Origin of the sequence: Desulfosporosinus paludis, from assembly GCF_045689965.1 — a bacterium.
In the GTDB taxonomy this organism is placed as follows: Bacteria; Bacillota; Desulfitobacteriia; order Desulfitobacteriales; family Desulfitobacteriaceae; genus Desulfosporosinus; species Desulfosporosinus paludis.
On the sequence record NZ_CP144211.1, the window covers coordinates 4,953,639 to 4,976,832 of the forward strand.

The window sequence follows — 23,194 nt, forward strand, 5'->3', positions numbered from 1 at the left end:
TATGGCAGTTGCCAATAATGAATTAGAACAAGTCATTATCCACAGTGTTTTGGAGGAATTGGCGAAAAAAGGGTTGCTGGCTGTTAAGGGCAAAGATCATGTCATGTCAGCGGCCATGATGGACAGACCCTTGGCTAATGTCTCAGCTAATGAGATGGTAACGTTTCCGCCTGTAGAAGAAATGCAGATCGAAAACCCGGTCAATGCGGATGCAGTTAAAGCCATGAAGAAGACGACCCCAGCTCGTATTGGGATTGGCAGAGCCGGTGCGCGCTCCAAAACGATGTCTTGGTTAAGATTCCTTGCGGATCATGCTGTCGCGCAGGATGCCGTGTTTCTCGATGTCTCAGAGGAATTTCTTCAACGGATGAATTTAATGTCGGTACAAAGCGCTGCAGCGAATAAAGATGAGTTTCTCACTCGGCCGGATTTAGGGCGTCGCTTATCGCCAGAAGCCATCAAGAAAATCTCCGAGACGTGTGAAAAAGGTGTTCAAGTTCAGATCTTGATTGTTGATGGCTTAAGTTCCAGTGCGATTGAAGCCAATATCCCGGATCTTTTGCCAGCCTTAATGCAGGGGCTGAAATCAGCAGGCATTAAAGTTGGGGCACCGTTTTTTGTGAAATATGGACGTGTATGGGTTCAGGATCATGTCGCAGCACTTGTCAATTCAGAGGTGATCATATCTTTGATCGGAGAGCGGCCCGGCTTAGGAACAGCAGAAAGTCTCAGTGCCTACATGATTTATCGTCCGAATGAGAAAACAGTAGAAGCGGATCGGACGGTAATCTCCAATATCCATAAAGGTGGTATACCTCCAGCTGAAGCCGGAGCACATCTCACAGATGTTATCAAGCAGATCTTAAGCGTCAAAGCCAGTGGGGTAAAATTAAACCAGCAAAAATAAGGGTGGTGATATAATGCCCGAATCGAATATGCAAACGATCACAAGTGTGGGCATTGATATTGGAACCACTACGACCCAACTGGTGATTAGCCGTTTGACCATCGAAAATACGGCCTCCGGGACGTTTGTGCCGCGAGTTGAGATCACCGATAAAGAAGTTATTCACCGCAGCCGAATCTATTTTACTCCTCTTTTGGATCGCGAGTTAATTAATGCAGTTGCGGTCTCCAAGATTGTTGAAGGGGAATATTCGGCTGCGGGTTTAACCCCAGAACAGATTGACACCGGAGCAGTTATTATTACGGGGGAGACTGCTAAGAAGGAAAACGCCAAAGCTATTATTGACGCTCTGGCAGGTTTTGCCGGCGACTTTGTGGTGGCCACTGCCGGGGCAAATTTAGAGTCGATCTTTGCTGGAAAAGGTTCAGGAGCGGCGATGTACTCAGCTCAGAAGCACCAAGTAGTCGTCAATATCGATGTTGGCGGAGGAACTTCCAACTTTGCCACCTTTTATGAGGGTAAAGCTGTCGACACTGCCTGTTTAAATGTCGGCGGCCATCTTATTGAGTTTGAACCCCATGGGGATCGAATTACGTATTTATCAAAACCGGCTAAAGTCGCTTTGCTGTCAACCGGGCAAAGACTTTCAGAAGGGGAACGCGTGGCCCTTCCCCAACTGCGTCCGATTGTAAAGGTTATGGCTGAAACTGTGGTCAACCTACTGCAAACGCCTGCACCGACAGGCTTAACAGAGAAGCTGCTCATGACCTCTCCCTTAAGCTTAGAAGTACCAATCAGGAAAGTTATGATTTCAGGCGGGGTTGCCGACTACGTTTACGCCCAAAAGGGGCCGGAAACTATGACTGAAGTGACAGCTTACGGAGACTTTGGTCCCTTACTGGGGTGGGAACTCAAGAAAAGTCTTGAGGCCGCAGGATTCGATCTGGAGAAACCCAAGGAAACCGTTCGGGCAACAGTCATAGGGACAGGGACTCAGTCCGTGAATTTAAGTGGAAGTACGATCCATCTTCAAGAAACAACGTTACCCTTAAGAAATGTTCTGGTCGTATCTCCTTTTCACAAGACGATTCCAGATACAGCGCAAGGAATTGCTGAAGTCGTCCGTCAAGAGCTGCATCATCTGGAGCTGGAAAGTTCTCAAGGTACAACCATAGCTATAACTTTAAAGGGCCCTCGCTCAATGTCTTTTACAGACATTCAGTGTTTAGCTCAGGGGCTTTTACAAGGTATGGAAGGCTATTTGGCGGAGAATAATGTTCTAATTCTTGTCTTGGAAGCAGATTGCGGCAAAGTCCTGGGGCAATGCCTAAGGGCTTTAACCGAATATCCCTTAGAATTAATTTGCCTCGACCAGCTGGAGGTCGAGGATTGTGATTACATTGATATCGGCAAACCCCTGATGGGGGGAAGAGTCGTACCTGTAGTCTTGAAAACGTTAGTGTTTAATCGCTGAGTAAGACAGGAAAATGCCTTGATTTATCGTGATGGAAGGGTGAGTTGGATGCGAGAGCCATTAGATTCTAACCTTCTAGATCCAAATTATCTTGAAGAGATCTTAGGTAGTTTTCATCAGGCTACCGGTTTGCATATTGAGGCGATCAACAACGATGGAGTCACCTTCTCTGTGTTGGGGAAATTAGAACGCAGCGATTTTTGCCGCTATATTCGCTGTCAGCCTGAAGGAGAAAAAAAGTGCCTGGACTCCTATAAACGTGCTAGCTTAGAAGCAGCAAAATGGGAAGAACCCTACTTTTTTCGCTGTCATGCAGGGCTCGTTATTTGGGCTGTTCCGATTATGATCAAAGGGGTATCTTTAGGAAGTATTATCTGCGGTCAAGTACTGATGTGGGAGCCTGATCATTTCTTCTTCCAAGAACTTGAGAAACTGAACGTCGGCGTAGAGAATATCGAGGTTCTAAAAACAAAAGCCAGTAAACTTGAAGTCATCTCTCCTGCAAGATCTCAAGCCGCTGCAGATATGCTTTTTGTCGTTGTTAACCATATTGTAAAGCGGGATATCAACAGTTTAAAAGAAATTGATGCCACGAGATTACAACAGCAGCAAATTCGTCAGGAAATTGAGGAAAGGAAGCGCAAGCGTCTGCCCGACCTTAGTGATTACGATGCCTATCTAAAAAAAGAACGTAAGTTTTTACGCTATATTCGCTTAGGTGATCGGACGAGAGCGAACCAAACTCTGCAAAGTCTTCTTACAGATCTCTATACAAAAACAGTGGGAGATCTTGAAACGGTGAAAGTAAGAATCTTGGAATTAGCCACGTTGACCTCCAGAGCGGCCGTAGAAGGCGGAGCTAATGCCGATAGGATTATGATCTTGCTTAAAGAATTCAATAAAGAGATTGACGGAATCGAGCGTGTTGAAAAATTCTTTTATAAAATTCAACGAATTGTTGAGACCTTCTTAGAAGGGATTTTTACCTTAGCTAATAAAAAACACCTGGCGATTGTCAAAGATGCTCGGGATTTTATTATGGAAAACTATGCCTTGCCTCTCACGGTTAACAGTGTAGCAGAGCATCTTTTTATCAGTCCCTCCCACCTATCACGTTTGTTTCGGGAGGAATTGGATTGTACGATTAACGACTATCTAACAAGAGTAAGAGTTGAGCAAGCGGTTGAAATCATGAAGAAACCCGAATTAAGTGTCGCTCAAGTCTCGAAAGCCGTTGGCTTTCAGAACCAAAGTTATTTTGCCAAGGTGTTTCGTAAATATATCGGGGTTACCCCTATAATCTATAAGAACAGCTTGTATTAGAGGGGGAGACAAGTGATTTTTCAAGGTATCATTAAATCTATCGTCGCAGGAAAAGCCGAGGAATGCTTGGTTCTGACGAAGCATGCCTTAACGCAAGGTTTCACGGCCGAATCTGTTCTGGAAAAGGGTTTAATTGCCGGCATGGACCGTGTAGCCGATAAATTTCGTGATCAACGAGTGATGGTGCCGGAAGTTCTGATGGCTTCCCGGGCCATGCATGCGGGGTTAAGTCTTGTAGAACCGTTACTCAAAGATGCTGAGAAAAAAATCTCCGGCAAGATTGTTATGGGTACTGTTGCCGGGGATCTCCATGATATTGGACTAAGCTTGGTCAAAATGATGATCATGTCAACGGGAGCACAGGTCATCAATTTAGGTGTGGATGTCACTCCTAAAAAATTTGCCAGTGTCGTACGGAAAGAAAAACCAGATATCCTCATGATGTCGGCTTTACTCACCACAACGATGACGGTCATGAAAGAAGTCATTGATGAATTGGAAGGTCAAAATCTTCGAAAAAACCTGATCATAATCGTTGGAGGGGCGCCTGTAGATTCCGGATACGCCAAAAGGATTGGCGCTGATTATTACTTCGAAGACGCCTTCGAGGTTAGATTATTTATCGAAGAAAATCTTACGAAATTAATGAACAAAAGAAACCGTTAATTCGCCAGTGTTCTAAATATTATCCTTGCTTACGGCAAGGATTTATTAATTTCGACAATAAATCAGAATATTCAATTGATCGTAATGCGTCAAAACGAGCAGAGATGTATTAGGCTATGGTTCGTTTCTAAATGATATGATGAAGGTACAAATAAACAAACGCCTCTTCATACTCGATGAATTTTGAATAATGAAACAAAAAGTATGATGGTGTTAAGAGGAGGATCGAGATGAACATAAGTAAAATGAGACACCTCGAAGAACAGAGTGTTGGACAAACATTTGCTCTCTTTGTCCAAAGCGCAGACCTAAAAAATATTGCTGCAAATTTCTTCGAATCAATGGAAACAGCCCTCATTCGAAATCAGATCGTTGACGCACTCAAACACTATGACCTAGGAACCCTTACAGATATCTATGAAATATTCGGTGGTTATGTTAACCGAAGTTTTGGGATACTTACTGAGAAAGACGGTGTGCAATATGAGTATTTTGTTCGCAAGTACAAATATGGCATAACGGAAAAGGAAATTTTATTTGAACATTCTATGATTGACTATTCAATTGCCAATGGTCTAGATATTGCTGCAGGGTTGATTCGCACTATAGACGGCCCAACCTTTATTAAACAGACTGAAGGAACGAATGGCAATCAGGCAGATATTTATTTTGCAGTCTATCAATTTCTTCAAGGTGACGATTTGTATACTTGGGACAACCCTACGTTAAACGATGCAGAATACGCCAGTGCTGCTGCGGTTCTAGCAACGTTTCATAATGCTGCCCGGGATTTTGATCCGCAGGGTTTAGAGAGAGTGGAACCGAGGATTATGGAATTTCTTCCAACCTTACCTGAGACATATCGAGGCTTTGCCCAAAATGATAAGGACACCAAGTTCCATAACTATTACAGAGAAAATCTGGAGTCGATTTTAGAGGTTATCGAAAGCTCGCAAATTCCTCCTGACGTGCTGGAAAAGATGCCGCTCACGCCATGTCATAACGATTTTCATCCGGGCAATTTGAAATATATAGATAGTAACGTCGTAGGAATCTTCGACTTTGACTGGTCTAAGATTGATTATCGGCTGTTTGATGTTTGCTTGGCACTGGCCTATTGCTGCAGCTGTTGGCAGGATGAAAAAGATGGTGTCTTATTGCTGGATAAATGTGCGATCTTTTTAACATCTTATCAGCAAAAACTTAAACAGCTTGGGAAACTTGCTCCTTTAAATGTCGTTGAACTGGAAAACTTGCCGATTATGATTGCTGCAGCGAATATTTACTTGATTAATTGGGATGTTACCGCTTACTATGCTGGTACAAACTTAAATGAGTACGAGTATATGGCCTATTTACAGCATAACGTCCGTTTAATGAAGTGGATTGAAAATCACAAAGCAGAGATTTTAGAACTGGCTATGTCCATACTATAACTTTAACTTTATAACGTTCTGCAAAAATAATGATTATACATGTCTGAAGAGGAAAGGGGATAGGATTGTGGAATTTGTCAAATCATTTAGTCTAGCTGAAGTGGAGCGGGTACATGAAGCTTCCTTGGAAATCCTCGAAAATGTTGGGATGTTGGTCCGCAATGAAAAGGCCTTGGCAATCTTTGAAAAAAATGGCTGCCAGGTCAATAAGGAGACCATGATTGTTAAGTTTCCTCGCCAAGTTGTGGAAAAAGCCAGGGAAACATTTGTTCCTAACTACACATTTACCGCCCAAGATCCAAAATACGATGTTACAATGCCTGGCGACCGCCCCATCGTTGTTACAGGAAGTTCGGCTCCCAATATCATTGATCCCAAAACTGGTGAGGAAAGAAGAGCGACCTCAAAGGATATTGCTAACATTGCTTATCTGATTAATGAACTGCCTGGTTTTGATGTCTTCTCAATCTCAACCTTAGCTGATGATGCACCTGAGGGGCAGTTTAGCTTGTCACGGTTTTATCCCGCTTTAAAAAATTGCAAAAAACCTGTACGCAGCAACACTCCCAATATGGATGACCTGAAAAAAGTATTGGAGTTAGGCTACCTAATTGCAGGCAGTGAAGAAGAATACCGTAAACGTCCTTTTATCAATCATCATTATTGTCCTGTTGTTTCTCCCCTGACCTTTGATGTGGAGTCTACAGAAGCTGTTATTTACCTTCTTGAACAAGGGCTGCCTGTATATGGCACGATCGTTCCCAATGCCGGGATGACCTCCCCTCTTAGTCTGATGGGTACTTTAACCTTAGGGAATGCTGAATTCTTGGGATTGGCAACCTTAACCCAAATGATCCGTCCTGGTGCCCCGATGATCTATGCTGTATTGTCAACGGTAGCTGATATGCGTACCGGAGCGTATGCCCCTGGAGCCATCGAGACGGGCATGCTGCAAATGGCCCATACAGAAATGGCCAGATTCTATGATGTACCGTCAGGCGGTTATATCGGTTTAACAAATGCGCACTCCAATGATGCGCAATCTGGGTATGAAACGGGAATGAATACCACGGGTGCCTTGTTGGCAGGAGCGGACTTATTTAATATGGGCGGGTTGTTGGGCAGCTTAATGTCCTTTGATTTTGCCAAGGCAGTCATTGACAATGAAATTGCTTTAATGCTTAAACGGATGAAAAAAGGCTATGAGTACAGTGAAGAAAATCTCTGCTTAGATCTCATAGCTAAGGTTGGACCTGGCGGAAGTTACATGGACCTTGATCATACAATGAAGAATATGCGCACGATTGCTGTTCTTCCAAAAATAGCGACCCGTGAAATGCGTCGCCGCTGGGAAGATCAAGGCAAACCGGATGCTCATAGTCGGGCGCTGAAGGAAGCCAATAAGATTCTCAGCAAACCGAACAAATCTCGCTTCTCGGACGAATTAGATGCTAAAGTCCGCAGTCACTTCCCTGGTCTTGTACCTGGGGATGCGGAATGGAGTCTGTAAGAGAACATTAGAGAAAAAAACGAACAGGGCTTAAGTTTTGATTGGCCCAGAGGAAAGGAAGAGAAACATGAGTGTACAAGAAATTTATGACGGTGTCGTCGAATTTGACATTGAAAAAGTGGTTGGCTTAGTGAAACAAGAAGTAAGTCTGGGAACAGATGTATCGGAAATTCTATCTCAAGGTCTTATCGGAGCTATGGATGAAGTAGGGCAACGGTATACAGAAGGCGAATTTTTTGTTCCGGAAATGTTAATGGCGGCTAAAGCGATGAAAGCAGGACTCGAAGTCCTCAAACCGTTGTTATCCCAAGGAGATAACGAGAAAAAAGGTACGATCGTTATTGGAACTGTCAAAGGGGACTTGCATGACATCGGCAAGAACCTTGTTGCCATGATGATGGAAGGGGCAGGGTTTGAAGTTGTTGATCTGGGGCCGGACGTTGATACGGAAAAATTCCTGGCTACCGCCAAAGAAAAAAATGCCGATATTATTTGTATGTCAGCTCTTTTAACCACAACCATGCCCGCCATGGAAGTAACCGTCAAGGCGATTCGGGAACAGGGACTAACCTACAAAACCATGGTTGGAGGAGCTCCTGTATCGGAAGATTTCGCCAAGAAAATCGGTGCCGACGGGTGGAGTTCAGACGCTCCTGGTGCTGTAGAAATGGCTCGTCAACTTTTAGCTAAGTAGCGCTTAATAAGTTAGAACGTTAGATTTGGGTAATATCAACGTATTTTTATAATCTTTAATTTGATCAGATCAGAGAGAACCCTATTTAGGGAGACAGTGATCAATCCATTTATTGAGGGAGGAAAAAGCATGTTAGTTGTTGGAGAATTAATTAATGCCAGCCGTAAGGCTATCGGGGAAGCGATCCGGGCTCAAGATGTGGAATATATCCAAAAGGTTGCCAAAGATGAGGTAGAAGCTGGAGCCGATTATATCGATGTCAATGCTGGAATTTTCGTTGGTAAGGAGCCGGAGTATCTGCAGTGGTTGGTTCAAAATGTTCAAGCAGTTGTTGATGCCCCCTGTTGCATCGACAGCCCAGATCCGAAAGCGATCGAAGCTGCCTTATCTGTCCATAAAGGTGTTGCTATGATCAACTCTATATCCTTAGAAAAAGCTCGGTACGATGCCTTACTTCCAGTCGTTGCGGGAACTGACCTTAAAGTAGTTGCTCTCTGTATGAGTGATGAAGGGATGCCTGAAACCACGGATGCCCGCCTAAAAATTGCCGAAAAGTTAATCGACGGACTTGTCAAAAATAATGTCCCGCTTTCTAATATCTATGTTGACCCTCTTGTTCAACCAGTCTCTACAAACAGTACCTTTGCCGTTGAGTTTATTAACTCAGTAGAAGCTATCATGACTCGCTTCAAAGGAGTTCATACAATTTGCGGACTTTCCAATGTATCCTATGGGTTGCCCGTTCGAAAGTTCATGAATCACGCCTTTGCTATCATGGCAATTGGTAAAGGATTGGATGGCTTGATCATTAATCCTCTTGATAATATGATGATGGCTAGTTTAATTACGGCTGAAACTTTGGCAGGCAGGGATGATTACTGCGTTAAATATCTTAAAGCCTATAGAAATAAGCAATTTGATTTCTTAGGATAATAAATAAGGTTCAGAGTCCCCTTCTCTAATCAGAGAAGGGGATGTTTTTGATACTGATCAGAAAGTATAACTTACGTTACATACTTTCTGTAGCATAAAGTGCAACTAAGGCAGCCGCCTTCGCCAAGGCTCAGCGCCAGCTAAGTTTTCTTTATATTTTATGCAAGGAACAAATAGTATCGCTTTTAGATTAAGAATTAGGAGGATTATTAGAGTGGCTCTCGTAATGTTTGATTATGACGGCGTGATTGTAGACTCCCTTGATGTTTTTACCTTACGTTTCTCACAAGCTTGTCGCGAACATGGATTTGAGCAAATTAAGGCACCGAAGGATGTCATCAGCCTATTTGAAGGTAATGTCTACGAGACCATGAGAAAGTGTGGTTTAGATGAGGAAATCATTGATGCGATTCTTAAGAGATATGAAGCTTTGCAAGGTGTACAATTGGGAAACCTCCAACTCTTTGAAGGGATTCCGGAAGCCTTAGAGCAAATTTCGAAAAAACACGATATTTATGTGATTACATCAAACCTTTCTAGTGCCACAATACAGGTTTTGAAACAAAATGGAATTTCCTCGTTTAGGGATGTCATTGGGGCAGAGAAAGAAAAAAGCAAAATACGGAAAATTTTATCGGTTATGTCCCTGCATCCCGGAACTCCGGCTTATTATGTCGGAGATACCAAAGGAGATATGATTGAGGGCAAAAAGGCTGGGACACTGACAATTGGGGTCGCCTGGGGTTGGCATACCCCCGAAAAGATCAAGGAAGGTTTACCGGATCATCTCGTCGGAACTCCGAGGGAATTAGCAGAGTTTTTGATGTATGTTTGATCATAAAGAGAACTAGAGGAGAAGGGATTAGAGAGGAAAGAGCGAATAACTAAAAATAAATATCTTCGCTGTTCAATGAGGAAATTTCACGCTCAACGCTCTTAGAAGTATCAAATTCCGCTGACTTTATCCCTAGAATTTGTAGCTCTGCTATTTATTAAGGTGTGAAGGGGAGATGCTCATGAAGATTAAACTTATCGGATGTGATACAGCGGTTATAACCGCGGAAAGCAATGAGACCTTAATGGATGCCTTGGTTCGCCATCGTCTGCCGGTACAAAATATATGTAATGGCAAGGGAACCTGTGGTAAATGTAAGGTTCGCCTGACGGATATAGTTTCCCCACCCACTGAACGTGATCGAGTGCATCTGAGCGAAACGGATCTTAAGGCCGGGATACGCCTTGCCTGTGCCGTCATGCCGGAAGAGGGAATGACGATTGAACTTAATTTCGTGGAAAGTCATGATCGAAAAGAAGCTGCTCTCCTCGGAATGCAGGTTTCCACTTTAGATGCGGGAATTGAAAAAGTCTTTATAACTCTAAATAAACCAACCTTGGAGGACGAGCGGGGAGACTGGGACCGTACCGCGGATGAGTTGAATAAGGTTACGGGCAGAAGCCTCAGTAATTCCGACTTTCAAGTTATCCGCAAGGCCCCGGACGTTATCCGAGCAAAAAACTATCAATTGACTGCTACGGTCACCGAGCGTAAGATTTTAGACATTGAAGCAGGGGATACAAGATCAAGATTATATGGCGCAGCTGTTGATATTGGAACAACGAGTGTCGCTGTTGCTTTAGTTGATCTCTTACAAGGATCTGTTCTGAAGGTTGTTTCAACCGAAAATGAACAGACAGCTTTTGGGGCTGATGTGATTTCTCGTATTTCCTTCGCCAATGAGAGTAAGGAGAATTCTGCCGCCTTAAAACAGGCCATCCAACGAACGATTAATCATTTACTTAACGAACTTGAACTTAAAACAGACGTAAAACTGTCTGAAATTATAAAAATGACGATTGTTGGCAACACCACAATGCATCATCTCTTTACAGGCCTAGATGTGTCTCATCTTGCTGTTTTCCCCTTTGTCTCTGTCTGCAATCGACCGTTAGAATTTTCGGCAAATGAACTTGGCCTGGTCTTGAGCCCTCAAGCTCAGGTATTACTCTTTCCGAATATCGGGAGTTTTGTAGGAGGTGATACTCTAGGGGCTATCGTTGGTTCTCCAGAGGTTTTAGAACCAGGCAATCATTTATTAATTGATCTTGGCACGAATTGTGAGTTGTTTTTAAAGACGAAGGATACAATGATGGCCTGTTCGACAGCCGCCGGTCCGGCATTTGAAGGTGCCGGAATCAAACACGGAATGAGGGCCAAAAAGGGAGCTATTGAAAGTATCAGCCTTTCGGATCAGGGAGTAAGTTGTCAAGTCATTGGAGAGCAAACTCCCACTGGAATATGTGGATCAGGCCTGATCGAAGGTATTGATGAGATGAGACAAGCCGGTGTGATAAATAAGCAAGGGAAGATCGGAGATCCGGAAAAAATCTCATCACTGCCTCCAGAATTACAACGTCGGATTCGGCCGGCTGAAAAAGGAAATGAATTTGTCTTAGCTTATAGTTTAGATCAAAACGGTGATATTACGATTAATCAAAAAGATGTTGCCGAGTTGCAGTTTGCTAAAGGGGCTGTGTGCGCAGGGATAAAAACTTTAGTTCAAATGGCAGGTTTATCGGTATCCGACCTTGATTCAGTGATTTTATCGGGAACATTTGCCACCTATCTTAAGGCTGAAAATATCTTGAATATCGGTCTTGTTCCGAATATTCCGCCGGAAAAAATTAAGGCGGTTGGAAACGCTGCCCATATGGGAGCAATTCGCGCTCTCCTCGATCAGCATGAGTTTGCCCTTGCCGTGGAATTATACCGTAAAATTCAGCACGTTGAACTTGGCGGGAGTGTAACATTCTCCAATTATTTCATGAATAGTATGTACCTTGAACGACTGAATTGATTGAATGTTATAAAGAAGCCTGAAATTTTACTTAAATTATTACCCAAGAAGAGGTATAATGAAGCTATAGTGGCAAAGTATGTAAAAGTTGTTTAGAAATATTGAGAAAAGGGGAGGAACTAGGATATGGAAAACAAATTTAAAGAATCTTTGCTTGACAAAAGTACGTTATCGGTAACCTGGGAGTTAGTACCTGGTCGAGGAGCCTATGAAAAGGCTCAGGAAACCGCCCTCGCCTCTGCGGAACAGGCTGCCAAGGGAGGCAGGGTGCACGCTCTGACGATCACGGATAATCCAGGGGGGAATCCAGCAATTCTTGCTGATTATTTAGGAATGGAAATCCTCAAGCTTGGGATTGAGCCTCTAGTTCATTTCACCTGCAAAGATAAGAATCGGAATCAGATGGAAAGCCAACTTTATGCCCTAGACAGAGCAAACGTTCGCAATCTCCTGGTCATGACTGGGGATTACACAGTATCTGGTTTTAAAGGACGTCCTAAACCGGTATTTGACCTTGACCCTTCGAATACACTTCAACTCATCTCAGAAATGAATAAAGGTCTGGAAGTTCAAGGTATGAAGGGACCTACCTATCACAAGCCCAGTGACTTTTTTGCTGGTGCTGCTGTTTCTCCCTTTAAAGCAACAGAGGCTGAACAAATGATTCAGTATTATAAAATGAAAAAGAAAATTGCTGGCGGTGCGCAGTTTATTGTCACTCAACTCGGATATGATGCGCGAAAGTTTCACGAAGTGCTGCAGTTTTTGAAAGTCAATAAGCTCGATATTCCTGTGGTAGGGAACATTTATATTCTTCCTTACGGTGCCGCTCGGGTCATGAACCAAAATCAGTTGCCCGGATGTGTTGTAACAGACAAGCTGTTAGCCGAACTGGATGCAGAAAAAGGTGCTGAAGATAAGGGAGTCGGCGCGCGCATGTTAAGAGCTGCCAAGATGTACGCGATCATGAAAGGAATGGGTTTCGCAGGGGTGCATATTGGCGGACATAACATTAAATACGAACAAGTGGAGTTTATTCTCGATAAAGGGGAAGAACTTAGCGGAAACTGGCAGGATTATGTGCGAGAATTTGACTACCCTCAAACCAACGGCTTCTATTATTTTGAAAAAGATGAGAAAACGGGGCTGAATACAGACCGTCCTGCAAGTCGTGCTAACCTTCCACTCGATGCGCCCGCAGGTTTGGGCTACTCGATGATGCGTGGAATGCACTCCCTGTTGTTTACTCCGAACAAGAAACTATTTCCCGTCATGAGAAGCTTCTATAACTCAATTGAAGGAAAGAAAAAAACAGAGAAACGATTCCATTCTTTTGAGCATATTGCCAAAGTTGTTATGCTGGACTGCAAGGACTGTGGAGATTGTGCTATGTTTGATATAGCTTACCTCTGTCCAATGTCTCAATGCCCTAAAAACCAACGCAATGGGGCTTGTGGGGGAAGTTTAAATGGTTGGTGTGAAGTTTTTCCCAATGAGAAGAAATGTATCTGGGTGCGAGCCTACGCCCGACTTAAGAAGTACGGAGAAGAGGCCAGTCTCGATGTTCCGCCGGTTCCGCCCGCTAATTGGGATTTCTATCAAACATCATCTTGGTCTAATTTCTATTTAGGAAAGGATCACTCGGCACCTATTTTAGGGATTAAACGACCTGAGAGTAAGATACCTCAAGCCAAGAAATAGAGAACTGACTGCAAGGGGGACATAGAGATGGCGACAGGGGTCATTCACAGTGGAATTTGCGGATTTACGATCAATGTTAAAGCGACAAACGAGGACGGTCATACTGTTTCTTTAGAAATATCGAGTGATTGCCCAAATTACCAAAAGATTGCCAAGGAACTTACAAAGGTCGATGCCTACAAAGAAATGTTTAATAAACTCCATACCGGACAGGTCTATGAAGTGTTTTCCAAGTACAGTCCTCATCCCAGTTGCCCAGGGATTTCGGGCATTCTTAAAACGATAGAAGTTGCCGCGAGTTTAGCCTTGCCACAAACGGCAAGCATCACGATCACCAAAGAGTGAATAACGATAGAGACCTATGCATGAAACGATAACCATGCATAGGTCTTTTTAAATGCTGCAGGAAAGTTCCTTTGAATACTTTCTGCATCACAAGGGCACCTAACGGCTTTTGCTCTCGCAAGCCAACAAGTGCAAGGCACAGTCTTTGGGTACAAGACAAGTTTTTTTGGTAGTTGACAAGTCGGACGAGAATGGATAATAAATAATAATAGAAGAGGGTTATACACAGCGGAGTAGTGTATAACCCTCTTCTATTAAATCCATTGGTTAAAAATAAGGTTGTAACAGAGCTGGTTAAAGTCTTTGTTACAACCTTAAAGATTGCGAGTTTAGAGCATAAATAACATTTGAGAGTAGGTAGGCATTGGCCAAAGCTCAGCATCAATCATACTTTCGAGCAAGTCGCCGTCTTGACGCAGGGCGCCCATAGCTTTAAACACAACGTCGCGGTAGAAGACTCCGTGGTCATAAGCTTCCGCGGTCATGTCAGCAGCTTCTTGGGTCTTTTTCTCAAGATCGGTCAGTTTTGCTTGGAACGATGCCAAGGTAGCGCAGACATCTTTAAGAAGAGATTCTTGGACAGAAACATTTACAGCATTGGAAGCAGATTTAATAGTATTGATCGAGTTTGCTAATTGAGTGGAGTATTTGACAGCGGCTGGAATGATTTGGTGTTTAGCCATGTCAATCATCGTCAATGCTTCGATATTAATTTGTTTGCAATATTGTTCTAAGTTGATTTCATAGCGTGATTCAAGTTCGGTTTTATTAAGGACTTTGTGTTTTTCATATAAATCAATGGTGGATTGACGCTTAAGAACAAGAGAGGCATCAACAGTCGAGGTAATATTCGGCAACCCCCGACGAGTTGCTTCTTCTACCCACTCATCGGAATAACCATTGCCATCGAAAAGGATCCGTTGGTGGTTTTTAGCTGTTTCTTTCAGAATTAGGTTAAGTTCTTGCTCGAACTTGTCGGCTTTTTCCAAACGATCTGCAAATTGAGAAAGTACTTCGGCTGCAATCAGGTTGAGCACGACATTAGGACCTGAGATCGATTGAGAGGAGGCCACCATGCGGAATTCAAACTTATTCCCTGTAAAGGCAAAAGGAGAAGTACGGTTGCGATCCGTTGAATCTTTACTGAAAGCAGGAAGAGTTTCAACCCCACTTAATAATTTATCACCTTGAAGGGATCGTTTGAGTCCGCCGTTCTGAAGCTGGTTAAAGATATCGGTGAGTTGATCGCCTAAGAAGATTGAAATAATTGCAGGAGGTGCTTCGTTGGCACCGAGGCGATGGTCATTACCGGGAGTGGCAGCGGATAATCGCAGAATCTCAGCATAATCATCAACAGCTTTAATGACTGCGGAGATCATGGTAAGGAATTGGTAATTTTCGTGAGGGGTTTTACCAGGATCGAGAAGATTGAGACCATCGTTGGTGGACATGGACCAGTTATTATGTTTACCAGATCCATTGACTCCAGCGAAAGGCTTCTCATGAAGCAAGCAAACTAAGTCGTGCTTGAGGGCTACTTTTTTCATCGTGTCCATTACAAGCTGATTATGGTCAGTAGCAATATTTGTGGTACCGAAGAGAGGAGCAAGTTCAAACTGCCCAGGAGCAACTTCGTTATGTTGGGTTTTGGCAAGCACACCCAATTTCCAAAGCTCTACATTCAAATCATGCATGAATGAAGCGACTCGGGTTTTGAGGCTTCCAAAATAGTGATCTTCAAGTTCTTGACCTTTAGGAGCCATGGCTCCAAAGAGTGTACGGCCAGTGAGCAGAAGGTCAAGACGTTTATCGAAGAACTTTTTGTCCACAAGGAAATATTCCTGTTCGGCGCCAACCGTGCTGGTGACTTGGGTTGATGTCGTATTGCCAAAAAGTTTCAAAATGCGCAAGGCTTGTTTGGAAAGTGCCTGCATAGAACGCAGAAGAGGAGTTTTCTTATCGAGGGCTTCTCCAGTGTACGAACAAAACGCCGTAGGAATACATAAGGTCAGTGCTCCAGCATCTTCTTTCAGAAAGGCAGGGGATGTGCAATCCCAGGCAGTATAACCTCTTGCTTCAAACGTGGCACGAATTCCGCCACTAGGAAAGGAAGAAGCATCGGGCTCACCTTTGATTAGTTCTTTACCGGAAAACTCCATAACAACCCGTCCATCATTCGTTGGGGAAATAAAGGAATCGTGTTTTTCTGCGGTGATACCTGTTAAAGGTTGAAACCAATGGGTAAAATGGGTGGCACCTTTTTCGATGGCCCAATCTTTCATAGCATTTGCAACAATATCTGCAACATTGGGATCCAAAGGTAGACCTTCTTCAATGGTTTTGCGCAAGGACTTGTAAGCGGTCTTGGGTAAACGTGCTTTCATTACTGCATCATTAAAAACGTTTTCGCCAAAAATATCCATGACTCTTTCCCCTTCCTAACTCTCAAATTGCTCAGATAAACAAAAAGACTCCCCCCTAAAGATTATTTATCAAATCTTCAAGAAGAGCGTCATTGCCCCATCCAATATATCCTTAATTTATCACGTTACAGTAAATCTGACAAGAGAAAAATCAAAAGAATACTGTATGCTATTAGTCTGCGGAACTATTGTTTTGAATAGTATCATCGGATTAATTATTTAACAAAATGATATGAAAATTTCAACTTCTAAAAGTTATTATAATAGGTAGGATTTTTAATCTTGACCACGAATATTCTAATAATTAAAATAAATGATACCTGCTTTTGAATTCCTCGTGGGGAGGTTAAATCATGTCATATAAGGTTAGGGTCGGTATCGTTGGAATGGGTCGAGAAGGTTCGACCGTTTATAGAACACTGCGTGGTATTGAGCATATCGAAATTGCCATGGTTTGCGATCTGGTAAACACTTCTGGTATGGAAATGGCTAGAATCGATAGTATTCCAACTTGTGTTTCTTTAGATGAATTTTTTAAGGAAGAAAATTTGGATGTAATTATTGAAGCGACTGGAGTTCAAAGCGTTCAGCTAGAGTTAGAGCTTCACAAGAGAGCGTCCACTACCGTCATCGAAGCACAAGGCGCTAATCTCATGATGTATATTATTGAAGAAAAAGAAAAGTTGGCAGATATCCGCCGTTACAAAGGAGAGCTGGATGCAATTTTAAATTCCGTGCAGGAAGCCATAGAAGTTGCAGGGATAGACGGTAAAATCAAATATGTGAACCCGTCCTTTAGTCGTGTGACGTCGATTCCTGCTGGGCAGAGAATAGGGAACAATATTTTCGATGTTTCACCTAATGGAGCTTTAGCGCGTTCATTGCGAACTCACGAACCAGTTTTTGCTTACCGTTCCTTAGTTGGAGGGACAAATGTGGAGGTGATCTCCAATTCTGCGCCAATTGTGGTTGACGGAAAAATGGAAGGGGCAGTTGTCGTCTTTCAACCCCTTACCGATATTTATAAATTGATGGAACAATTACGTGCTTCCAATCAAGTAATTCATGAATTACAAAGTCGAATTAACCAAATTTCCACGAGTTCCTATACCTTCGATGACTTAATTGGGAGTCACCCGGAATTCGAATGTGCCCTTGATTTTGCGCGCAAAGCAGCAAAGAGCAACTCAACCATTCTAATTACAGGAGAGTCCGGTACAGGTAAAGAATTATTTGCCCATGCTATTCATGGAGCAAGTTTGCGCTGGGACAAGCCATTTATTAAAGTTAATTGTGCTGCTATTCCAGAGACATTACTGGAAAGCGAATTTTTTGGACATGAAAAAGGTGCTTTTACAGGGGCCTTGAAAACCAAACTAGGGAAGATGGAGTTGGCGAATGGGGGAACTATTTTTCTAGATGAGATTGGAGATATGAATCCCTATTTGCAGGCTAAACTTTTGCGTGTCTTACAAGAAATGGAGTTCGAACGTGTCGGTGGAACTCAAACCATAAAAGTGGATGTTCGTGTAATTGCGGCAACCAATCGTAACTTGCTTGAAATGGCGAAACGGGGAGATTTTCGTGATGATTTATATTATCGACTAAACGTTTTGGAACTGCGGCTTCCGCCTTTGCGGCGGCACAAAGAAGATATTCCCGCTTATGTTCAATCTCTCATCGTCAAATTCAATCGAAAGTTCGGCAAACATGTAACCGGTTTGACCTCACAAGCGGAAGAAATGCTTATGAACTATAATTGGCCTGGAAATATCCGAGAAATTCAAAATGTTCTTGAGCGGGCGATGGTTTCCGTGGAAGGGGAAATTATCACCCATAAACACATCCTTAATCTCATTAATCCTCAAAGTATCAAGGAAAATGAGCCAATTGCTGAAGGAATTATACCTTTAGAAGAGATGGAAAAACAAATGATTCAAAGAGCCTTAAAACAATATGGCAATTCCGTGGAAGGGAAAAAAGAGGCTGCAAAAGCCTTAAAAATTTCTTTAGCTACCCTTTACAATAAACTAAAGACCATATCCTGATAACGAGATACCAAAGAGTATTACGGTGAATATATTCTACATTTTAGAAACCATTTGCCTAATTTCTAGAAAGTAGAATCAAATAAACCTCCGAGTTGCTTCTAATGATAGTGAGCAGCTCATTTTTTTATTCCAAGGCAGCCCTGGGAAGTGGCTTGAACTAAACAAAGAATCCAAGTCCAAATCAAAGTTAAAATTTTCAGAAGATAGCATTTATTCCGACCGATTTGGCATAAGTATTGCTTATTCTTTATTTTAGAAACAATCAATGGGGGTGGCTGACTTAAGCGTAGTTTCAACTAAAAAGAAGGACAGTAGAACCGACGTATCATGAGAGAGGATGAGAGGGGAGAGAATTATACATTATGAGCACAATAGAGAAACCATATCACTTTCTAGTTCGTAGAGTACATTCTATCTTAGGGTTGTTTCCTATCGGTGTATTTCTAATCTTTCACATGATTCTAAATTTAACGGCTCGCGGTGGTGCCGCGCAATATGATCGAGTCATTAATGCGATGCGAAGTTTTCCGGGGATTTTCCTTGTAGAATTAATCATTATATTTATCCCCATCACTTTGCACGCTGTTTACGGGACCTGGGTTGTCTATACTGGGCAAAGCAATGTTTTGCGTTATAAATACGCTCGAAACTGGTTTTATATTGTCCAGAGGATTTCCGGTCTTTATACTGTCATATTTATCGTCATTCATGTTTATTTACTGCGTTTTGGCGAAGCTAATTTTTTGGCGCTGCATAATTTTGTCAGTCAACCTTTAGGCCTAATTTTTTATGCCCTAGGTATTTTGTTGGCGATCTTCCATTTTATGAATGGTTTGTGGGCTTTTGCTATTACTTGGGGTTTAACCGTTGGACCTCACTCGCAAAAGATCTGGTCGTATGCCTTGGCTGTCCTTTTCTTAGTGTTATCGGCGGTAGGTTTGACAGATTTAACCGCCTTCTTATAAAAAAGCTCATTTTATTTAAGTTTAGGCTTTTGAGGTTTATTAAATAAGTCAAGTATTGGTGTTGAGAAGATTTCCAAAGATCTTTGTGATTTTTCAGGTGATTGAAAGTGTATTTAGAAAAGTGTATTTAGATAAGAAGAAAGTAGGGGGTCTTGAGATGAGTAACGTCATCGTTGTGGGTGGAGGCCTTGCTGGGTTGATGGCCACGATCAAGATGGCCGAAAATGGCACGCACGTTGATTTGTTTTCACTAGTACCTGTCAAACGGTCACACTCCGTTTGTGCCCAAGGGGGTATTAACGGAGCAGTTAATACCAAAGGCGAAGGGGATTCCACGTGGTTGCACTTTGATGATTCCATTTATGGCGGAGACTTCTTGGCGAACCAGCCACCTGTTAAAGCCATGTGTGATGAGGCTCCCGGGATTATTCATCTGATGGACAGGATGGGGGTTATGTTTAGCCGAACCTCAGAAGGACTTCTGGATTTTCGTCGTTTCGGGGGAACTAAGTTTCATAGGACAGCTTTTGCCGGAGCTACAACAGGTCAGCAGCTTCTCTATGCTCTCGATGAACAGGTTCGTCGGTATGAGTCCGAAGGCTTAGTTAAGAAGTTCGAACATTGGGAGCTTCTCTCGGCTGTCATCGATGAGGGAGTTTGTCAAGGAATTATCGCTCAAAATTTGAGAGATCTGAGCATCAATGCTTTTCCAGCGGATGCTGTAATCATCGCTACAGGAGGTTTGGGTGCGGTCTTCGGCAAAAGCACAAATTCTACGATTTGTACCGGAGCTGCAAGCTCAGCGTTATACCAACAAGGGGTGCGCTATGCTAATGGTGAATTCATTCAGATTCATCCTACTGCAATACCAGGTGATGACAAGCTTCGTTTGATGTCTGAATCTGCTCGAGGAGAAGGTGGACGAATCTGGACTTATAAAGATGGAAAACCGTGGTATTTCCTTGAAGAAATGTTTCCCGCTTATGGGAATCTCGTGCCGCGAGATATTGCGACCCGCGCTATTTACCAAGTTGTTTATGATATGGGCCTGGGTATCAACGGTGAGAACATGGTCTATCTGGACCTTTCCCATATTGATCCTCAGCTTCTGCAACTCAAACTGGGAGGGATCTTGGAAATCTACGAAAAGTTCGTTGGCGACGATCCCAAGAAAGTTCCGATGCGGATTTTCCCGGCGGTTCATTATTCAATGGGTGGACTTTGGGTTGATTATGATCAAATGACCAACATTCCAGGGCTCTTCGCTGCAGGAGAGTGTGAGTATCAGTATCATGGCGCCAACCGTTTAGGAGCGAACTCCTTACTTTCGGCGATTTACGGCGGAATGGTCGCTGGGCCAAAAGCTATGGAATATATTAATAAACGTCAAAAAAAGCAGACTCCGAGTGGCGACGAATCTGCTTTCACGAAAGAACGACAACGTCAGGAAAGTCTTTGGAGCAAAGTGATGTCGATGAAGGGAACGGAAAATCCTTACCTTCTGCATAAAGAGCTAGGAGATATTATGACCTTAAATGTAACAGTTGTGCGCTACAATGACAAACTGGCTGAAACCGATGCCTACTTACAAGAACTCATGAAGCGCTGGCATAATATCGGTCGACGGGACAACGTAGAATGGGGAACTCAGGAAGGAACGTTTATCCGTCAACTTTGGAACATGCTTGAGTTAGCAAGAGTTATTACACTTGGGGCACTGCGGCGAAATGAGAGCCGGGGAGCGCATTACAAACCAGAGTTTCCGAACCGTGATGATGAGAATTGGTTAAAGACGACGATTGCTACATGGACGCCAAGTGGTCCGGAATTTAGCTATGAGCCAGTTGATGTGTCACTGATTCCGCTTCGGGCCCGCCGTTATGATATTGATAAGTAGGAGGGGGTTTTAAGATGGCTGAGCAAAAAGTAATCCGCTTAAAAATCCGTCGCCAAGACGGTCCGAATAAACCCTTTCATTGGGAAGAGTTCGAATTACCCTATCGAGAGAAATCCAACGTCATTTCTTGTTTAATGGAAATTCAGAAAAACCCTGTCACCGTCGACGGAAAAAGACGACTCCCGTGGTTTGGGAGTGTAACTGCTTAGAGGAGGTATGCGGGGCTTGTACCATGAATATCAATGGTCAAGGCAAGCAAGCTTGTTCCGCCCTGGTAGACCATTTAGACCAGCCAATTGTGCTTGAACCTTTGACGAAATTTCCCTTGGTGAGAGATTTAATGGTTGACCGTCAAATTATGTTTGACAACCTTAAAAAAGTTCATGCCTGGATACCGATCGATGGGACGTATAATTTGGGCCCTGGTCCGCGTCTGGCTGAAGTTAAGCGTCAATGGGCCTATGAACTGTCCAAGTGTATGACTTGTGGGTGTTGCATGGAGGCCTGTCCTCAAGTGAACGCACGCTCTAAGTTTATTGGGCCTTCTGCCATATCACAAGTTCGTCTCTTCAATGCTCATCCTACAGGTGAAATGAATAAACACGAGCGGTTGGCTGCTTTGTTGGATGAGGGCGGGATCGCCGATTGCGGCAATGCCCAAAACTGTGTGCGGGCTTGTCCGAAAGAAATCCCTTTAACGGCAAGTCTGGCAGATTTAAATCGCGAAACCAACAAATTTGCGCTGGATCGATGGCTGCGAAGGTAATTTCCTGCGTTCAAATCAAATAAACAACGTTTCAGCGTATCCAGGAATTTTTCGGGCGCCTTGGATGTTCGCGCCACACGAATAAATAAGGTTATGAAAGCCGCCGGCGCGGAGCAAAACAGACCCTGAAGAGATTGCTAAGAAAGTTTGGGTTATTCGTCCGGAATAATCGGCGAGATTTGGTTATAAGGGCAAAAATTGCACCATGCGCCTCACTTCGTTATAATGAGTGTGGTATGGTGCTTTTATTAATGTAAGGATATTTTTGACTTTGAGGAGAGGGACGGGAAAGATGGTCGCAACGTTTGCAGTCGTAGATGATGATCCGGCATCTCAACGTATGCTTTCAGATATTTTAAATACCAAAGGGGACGTAATTGCTGAATTTTCTTCCGGGCATGAGGCCTTGAAGTTTTTCGAGAGCGGCAACAAGGTGGATGTGCGCTTTATAGACCTCTTAATGCCGGATATCTCCGGTATTGAAGTGGTAGAAAAAGTCCTTCCGCTTTTCCCTCTGACGCTCTTTGTGATGGTGTCACAGGTTGAGGCCAAGACATTAATGGCCAATGCCTATGCAGTTGGGATTGAGTTTTTTATTCATAAACCGATTAATCGCAAAGAGATTTTGGCGATTGCAGATCGGGTATTAGAAAAGCAGCGACTGAAATCTACTCTCGAACAGATCGAAAAATCCTTGGCTGAGGTTCGTTTTCCGAAACCGTTAAGAACCCAAGGGGCTAATGAGTTAACCTTAAAAAAGAGGTTTCAAGTCATTTTTTCGGATCTGGGGATTCTTGGGGAGACAGGAAGCCGAGAACTGCAAGCAATTGTTTTGAAATTCAAGAATTGTGAAGACGAGTTGGCGAATCTTCCTTTGCGTTCAATCTATCAAGGGATCGCAGGAAATGAAGAAGAAATACAAAGCATCGAACAAAGGATTCGTCGGGTCATAAGGCAAGCTCTGGGAAACATTGCTCTGCGCGGTTTAGATGATTTCTATGACGAATATTTTGAACGTTATGCCTCAAAATATTTCGATTTTGCCGAAGTCCGTGAACGAGTTTTGGAGTTACGGCAAAATCGAACAAGCTCGGCCAGAATTAATATTCGTAAATTTCTTATAGCTTTATTTACGGATGTGTTTCGCGAGATATAACCTTTGGATTTTTCCGAGTTGGTTGTCAGTTACTGTCGGATTCTGTAGTACCTATTGTATAGTGTTATCAGAAACTTTCACAAAATTATAAA

The 23,194-nt window shown here is 43.1% G+C and carries 17 protein-coding genes and 1 pseudogene; 17 read left to right on the forward strand and 1 reads right to left on the reverse strand.

Annotation, left to right across the window (positions count from 1 at the left end; all coding sequences use genetic code 11):
* Nucleotide 1: 1 nt before the first annotated feature.
* From eutC to VZF35_RS24675, 12 genes are all read left to right on the forward strand, one after another.
* Nucleotides 2-907: an ethanolamine ammonia-lyase subunit EutC gene (gene eutC / locus VZF35_RS24620; protein ID WP_407309042.1), complete on the forward strand. Its 906-nt coding sequence runs from the start codon at nucleotides 2-4 to the stop codon at nucleotides 905-907.
* 13 nt (nucleotides 908-920) lie between these two features.
* The gene (locus VZF35_RS24625) at nucleotides 921-2,381 is read left to right on the forward strand and encodes an ethanolamine ammonia-lyase reactivating factor EutA (RefSeq protein ID WP_407309044.1); all 1,461 of its coding nucleotides are present in this window, start codon (nucleotides 921-923) and stop codon (nucleotides 2,379-2,381) included.
* Nucleotides 2,382-2,429: 48 nt separating this feature from the next.
* Nucleotides 2,430-3,704, forward strand: coding sequence for a PocR ligand-binding domain-containing protein (locus VZF35_RS24630; protein WP_407309046.1), 1,275 nt, complete (start codon nucleotides 2,430-2,432; stop codon nucleotides 3,702-3,704).
* A 12-nt stretch (nucleotides 3,705-3,716) separates the two neighbouring features.
* Nucleotides 3,717-4,370, forward strand: a complete 654-nt coding sequence (locus tag VZF35_RS24635; protein WP_407309048.1) for a corrinoid protein — start codon at nucleotides 3,717-3,719, stop codon at nucleotides 4,368-4,370.
* 230 nt (nucleotides 4,371-4,600) lie between these two features.
* A complete protein-coding gene (locus VZF35_RS24640; protein ID WP_407309050.1) occupies nucleotides 4,601-5,806 on the forward strand; it encodes a phosphotransferase enzyme family protein in 1,206 nt (401 codons plus the stop codon).
* 67 nt (nucleotides 5,807-5,873) lie between these two features.
* The gene (locus tag VZF35_RS24645; protein WP_407309052.1) at nucleotides 5,874-7,316 is read left to right on the forward strand and encodes a trimethylamine methyltransferase family protein; all 1,443 of its coding nucleotides are present in this window, start codon (nucleotides 5,874-5,876) and stop codon (nucleotides 7,314-7,316) included.
* Between the two features lie 67 nt (nucleotides 7,317-7,383).
* The gene (locus VZF35_RS24650; RefSeq protein WP_407309054.1) at nucleotides 7,384-8,010 is read left to right on the forward strand and encodes a B12-binding domain-containing protein; all 627 of its coding nucleotides are present in this window, start codon (nucleotides 7,384-7,386) and stop codon (nucleotides 8,008-8,010) included.
* Nucleotides 8,011-8,139: 129 nt separating this feature from the next.
* Nucleotides 8,140-8,943, forward strand: coding sequence for a methyltetrahydrofolate cobalamin methyltransferase (locus tag VZF35_RS24655; protein WP_407309056.1), 804 nt, complete (start codon nucleotides 8,140-8,142; stop codon nucleotides 8,941-8,943).
* Between the two features lie 214 nt (nucleotides 8,944-9,157).
* Nucleotides 9,158-9,778 (forward strand): HAD family hydrolase, encoded by a 621-nt coding sequence (locus VZF35_RS24660; protein WP_407309058.1) that lies wholly within the window; start codon nucleotides 9,158-9,160, stop codon nucleotides 9,776-9,778.
* A gap of 175 nt (nucleotides 9,779-9,953) precedes the next feature.
* Nucleotides 9,954-11,798: an ASKHA domain-containing protein gene (locus tag VZF35_RS24665; RefSeq protein ID WP_407309060.1), complete on the forward strand. Its 1,845-nt coding sequence runs from the start codon at nucleotides 9,954-9,956 to the stop codon at nucleotides 11,796-11,798.
* A gap of 126 nt (nucleotides 11,799-11,924) precedes the next feature.
* Complete coding sequence (locus VZF35_RS24670) at nucleotides 11,925-13,499, forward strand: methylenetetrahydrofolate reductase C-terminal domain-containing protein (protein ID WP_407309062.1); 1,575 nt, start codon at nucleotides 11,925-11,927, stop codon at nucleotides 13,497-13,499.
* 27 nt (nucleotides 13,500-13,526) lie between these two features.
* Nucleotides 13,527-13,844, forward strand: a complete 318-nt coding sequence (locus VZF35_RS24675) for a DUF6951 family protein (protein WP_407309064.1) — start codon at nucleotides 13,527-13,529, stop codon at nucleotides 13,842-13,844.
* 329 nt (nucleotides 13,845-14,173) lie between these two features.
* On the opposite strand, the gene VZF35_RS24680 is transcribed toward VZF35_RS24675, so the two are convergent.
* Complete coding sequence (locus VZF35_RS24680) at nucleotides 14,174-16,267, reverse strand: glutamine synthetase III (RefSeq protein WP_407309066.1); 2,094 nt, start codon at nucleotides 16,265-16,267, stop codon at nucleotides 14,174-14,176.
* 353 nt (nucleotides 16,268-16,620) lie between these two features.
* Between VZF35_RS24680 and VZF35_RS24685 the strand changes: the two genes are divergently transcribed.
* The 5 genes and pseudogenes from VZF35_RS24685 (at nucleotide 16,621) to VZF35_RS24705 (ending at nucleotide 23,102) form a co-directional block, all read left to right on the forward strand.
* Nucleotides 16,621-18,315, forward strand: a complete 1,695-nt coding sequence (locus VZF35_RS24685) for a sigma 54-interacting transcriptional regulator (RefSeq protein WP_407309068.1) — start codon at nucleotides 16,621-16,623, stop codon at nucleotides 18,313-18,315.
* A 365-nt stretch (nucleotides 18,316-18,680) separates the two neighbouring features.
* A complete protein-coding gene (locus tag VZF35_RS24690) occupies nucleotides 18,681-19,283 on the forward strand; it encodes a succinate dehydrogenase cytochrome b558 subunit (RefSeq protein WP_407309070.1) in 603 nt (200 codons plus the stop codon).
* Between the two features lie 157 nt (nucleotides 19,284-19,440).
* Complete coding sequence (gene sdhA / locus VZF35_RS24695) at nucleotides 19,441-21,180, forward strand: succinate dehydrogenase flavoprotein subunit (protein WP_407309072.1); 1,740 nt, start codon at nucleotides 19,441-19,443, stop codon at nucleotides 21,178-21,180.
* 14 nt (nucleotides 21,181-21,194) lie between these two features.
* Nucleotides 21,195-21,946, forward strand: a pseudogene (sdhB, locus tag VZF35_RS24700) (succinate dehydrogenase iron-sulfur subunit).
* Between the two features lie 292 nt (nucleotides 21,947-22,238).
* A complete protein-coding gene (locus tag VZF35_RS24705) occupies nucleotides 22,239-23,102 on the forward strand; it encodes a response regulator (protein ID WP_407309074.1) in 864 nt (287 codons plus the stop codon).
* The last annotated feature ends 92 nt before the right edge of the window (nucleotides 23,103-23,194 follow it).

Excerpts from the sequence above, each read along its gene's own strand:
- eutC (WP_407309042.1), top strand. The coding sequence starts at position 2 with ATGGCAGTTGCCAATAATGAATTAGAACAAGTCATTATCCACAGTGTT.
- VZF35_RS24625 (WP_407309044.1), top strand. The coding sequence starts at position 921 with ATGCCCGAATCGAATATGCAAACGATCACAAGTGTGGGCATTGATATT.
- VZF35_RS24630 (WP_407309046.1), top strand. The coding sequence starts at position 2,430 with ATGCGAGAGCCATTAGATTCTAACCTTCTAGATCCAAATTATCTTGAA.
- VZF35_RS24640 (WP_407309050.1), top strand. The coding sequence starts at position 4,601 with ATGAACATAAGTAAAATGAGACACCTCGAAGAACAGAGTGTTGGACAA.
- VZF35_RS24650 (WP_407309054.1), top strand. The coding sequence starts at position 7,384 with ATGAGTGTACAAGAAATTTATGACGGTGTCGTCGAATTTGACATTGAA.
- VZF35_RS24655 (WP_407309056.1), top strand. The coding sequence starts at position 8,140 with ATGTTAGTTGTTGGAGAATTAATTAATGCCAGCCGTAAGGCTATCGGG.
- VZF35_RS24665 (WP_407309060.1), top strand. The coding sequence starts at position 9,954 with ATGCTCATGAAGATTAAACTTATCGGATGTGATACAGCGGTTATAACC.
- VZF35_RS24670 (WP_407309062.1), top strand. The coding sequence starts at position 11,925 with ATGGAAAACAAATTTAAAGAATCTTTGCTTGACAAAAGTACGTTATCG.
- VZF35_RS24675 (WP_407309064.1), top strand. The coding sequence starts at position 13,527 with ATGGCGACAGGGGTCATTCACAGTGGAATTTGCGGATTTACGATCAAT.
- VZF35_RS24680 (WP_407309066.1), bottom strand. The coding sequence starts at position 16,267 with ATGGATATTTTTGGCGAAAACGTTTTTAATGATGCAGTAATGAAAGCA.
- VZF35_RS24685 (WP_407309068.1), top strand. The coding sequence starts at position 16,621 with ATGTCATATAAGGTTAGGGTCGGTATCGTTGGAATGGGTCGAGAAGGT.
- VZF35_RS24690 (WP_407309070.1), top strand. The coding sequence starts at position 18,681 with ATGAGCACAATAGAGAAACCATATCACTTTCTAGTTCGTAGAGTACAT.
- sdhA (WP_407309072.1), top strand. The coding sequence starts at position 19,441 with ATGAGTAACGTCATCGTTGTGGGTGGAGGCCTTGCTGGGTTGATGGCC.
- VZF35_RS24705 (WP_407309074.1), top strand. The coding sequence starts at position 22,239 with ATGGTCGCAACGTTTGCAGTCGTAGATGATGATCCGGCATCTCAACGT.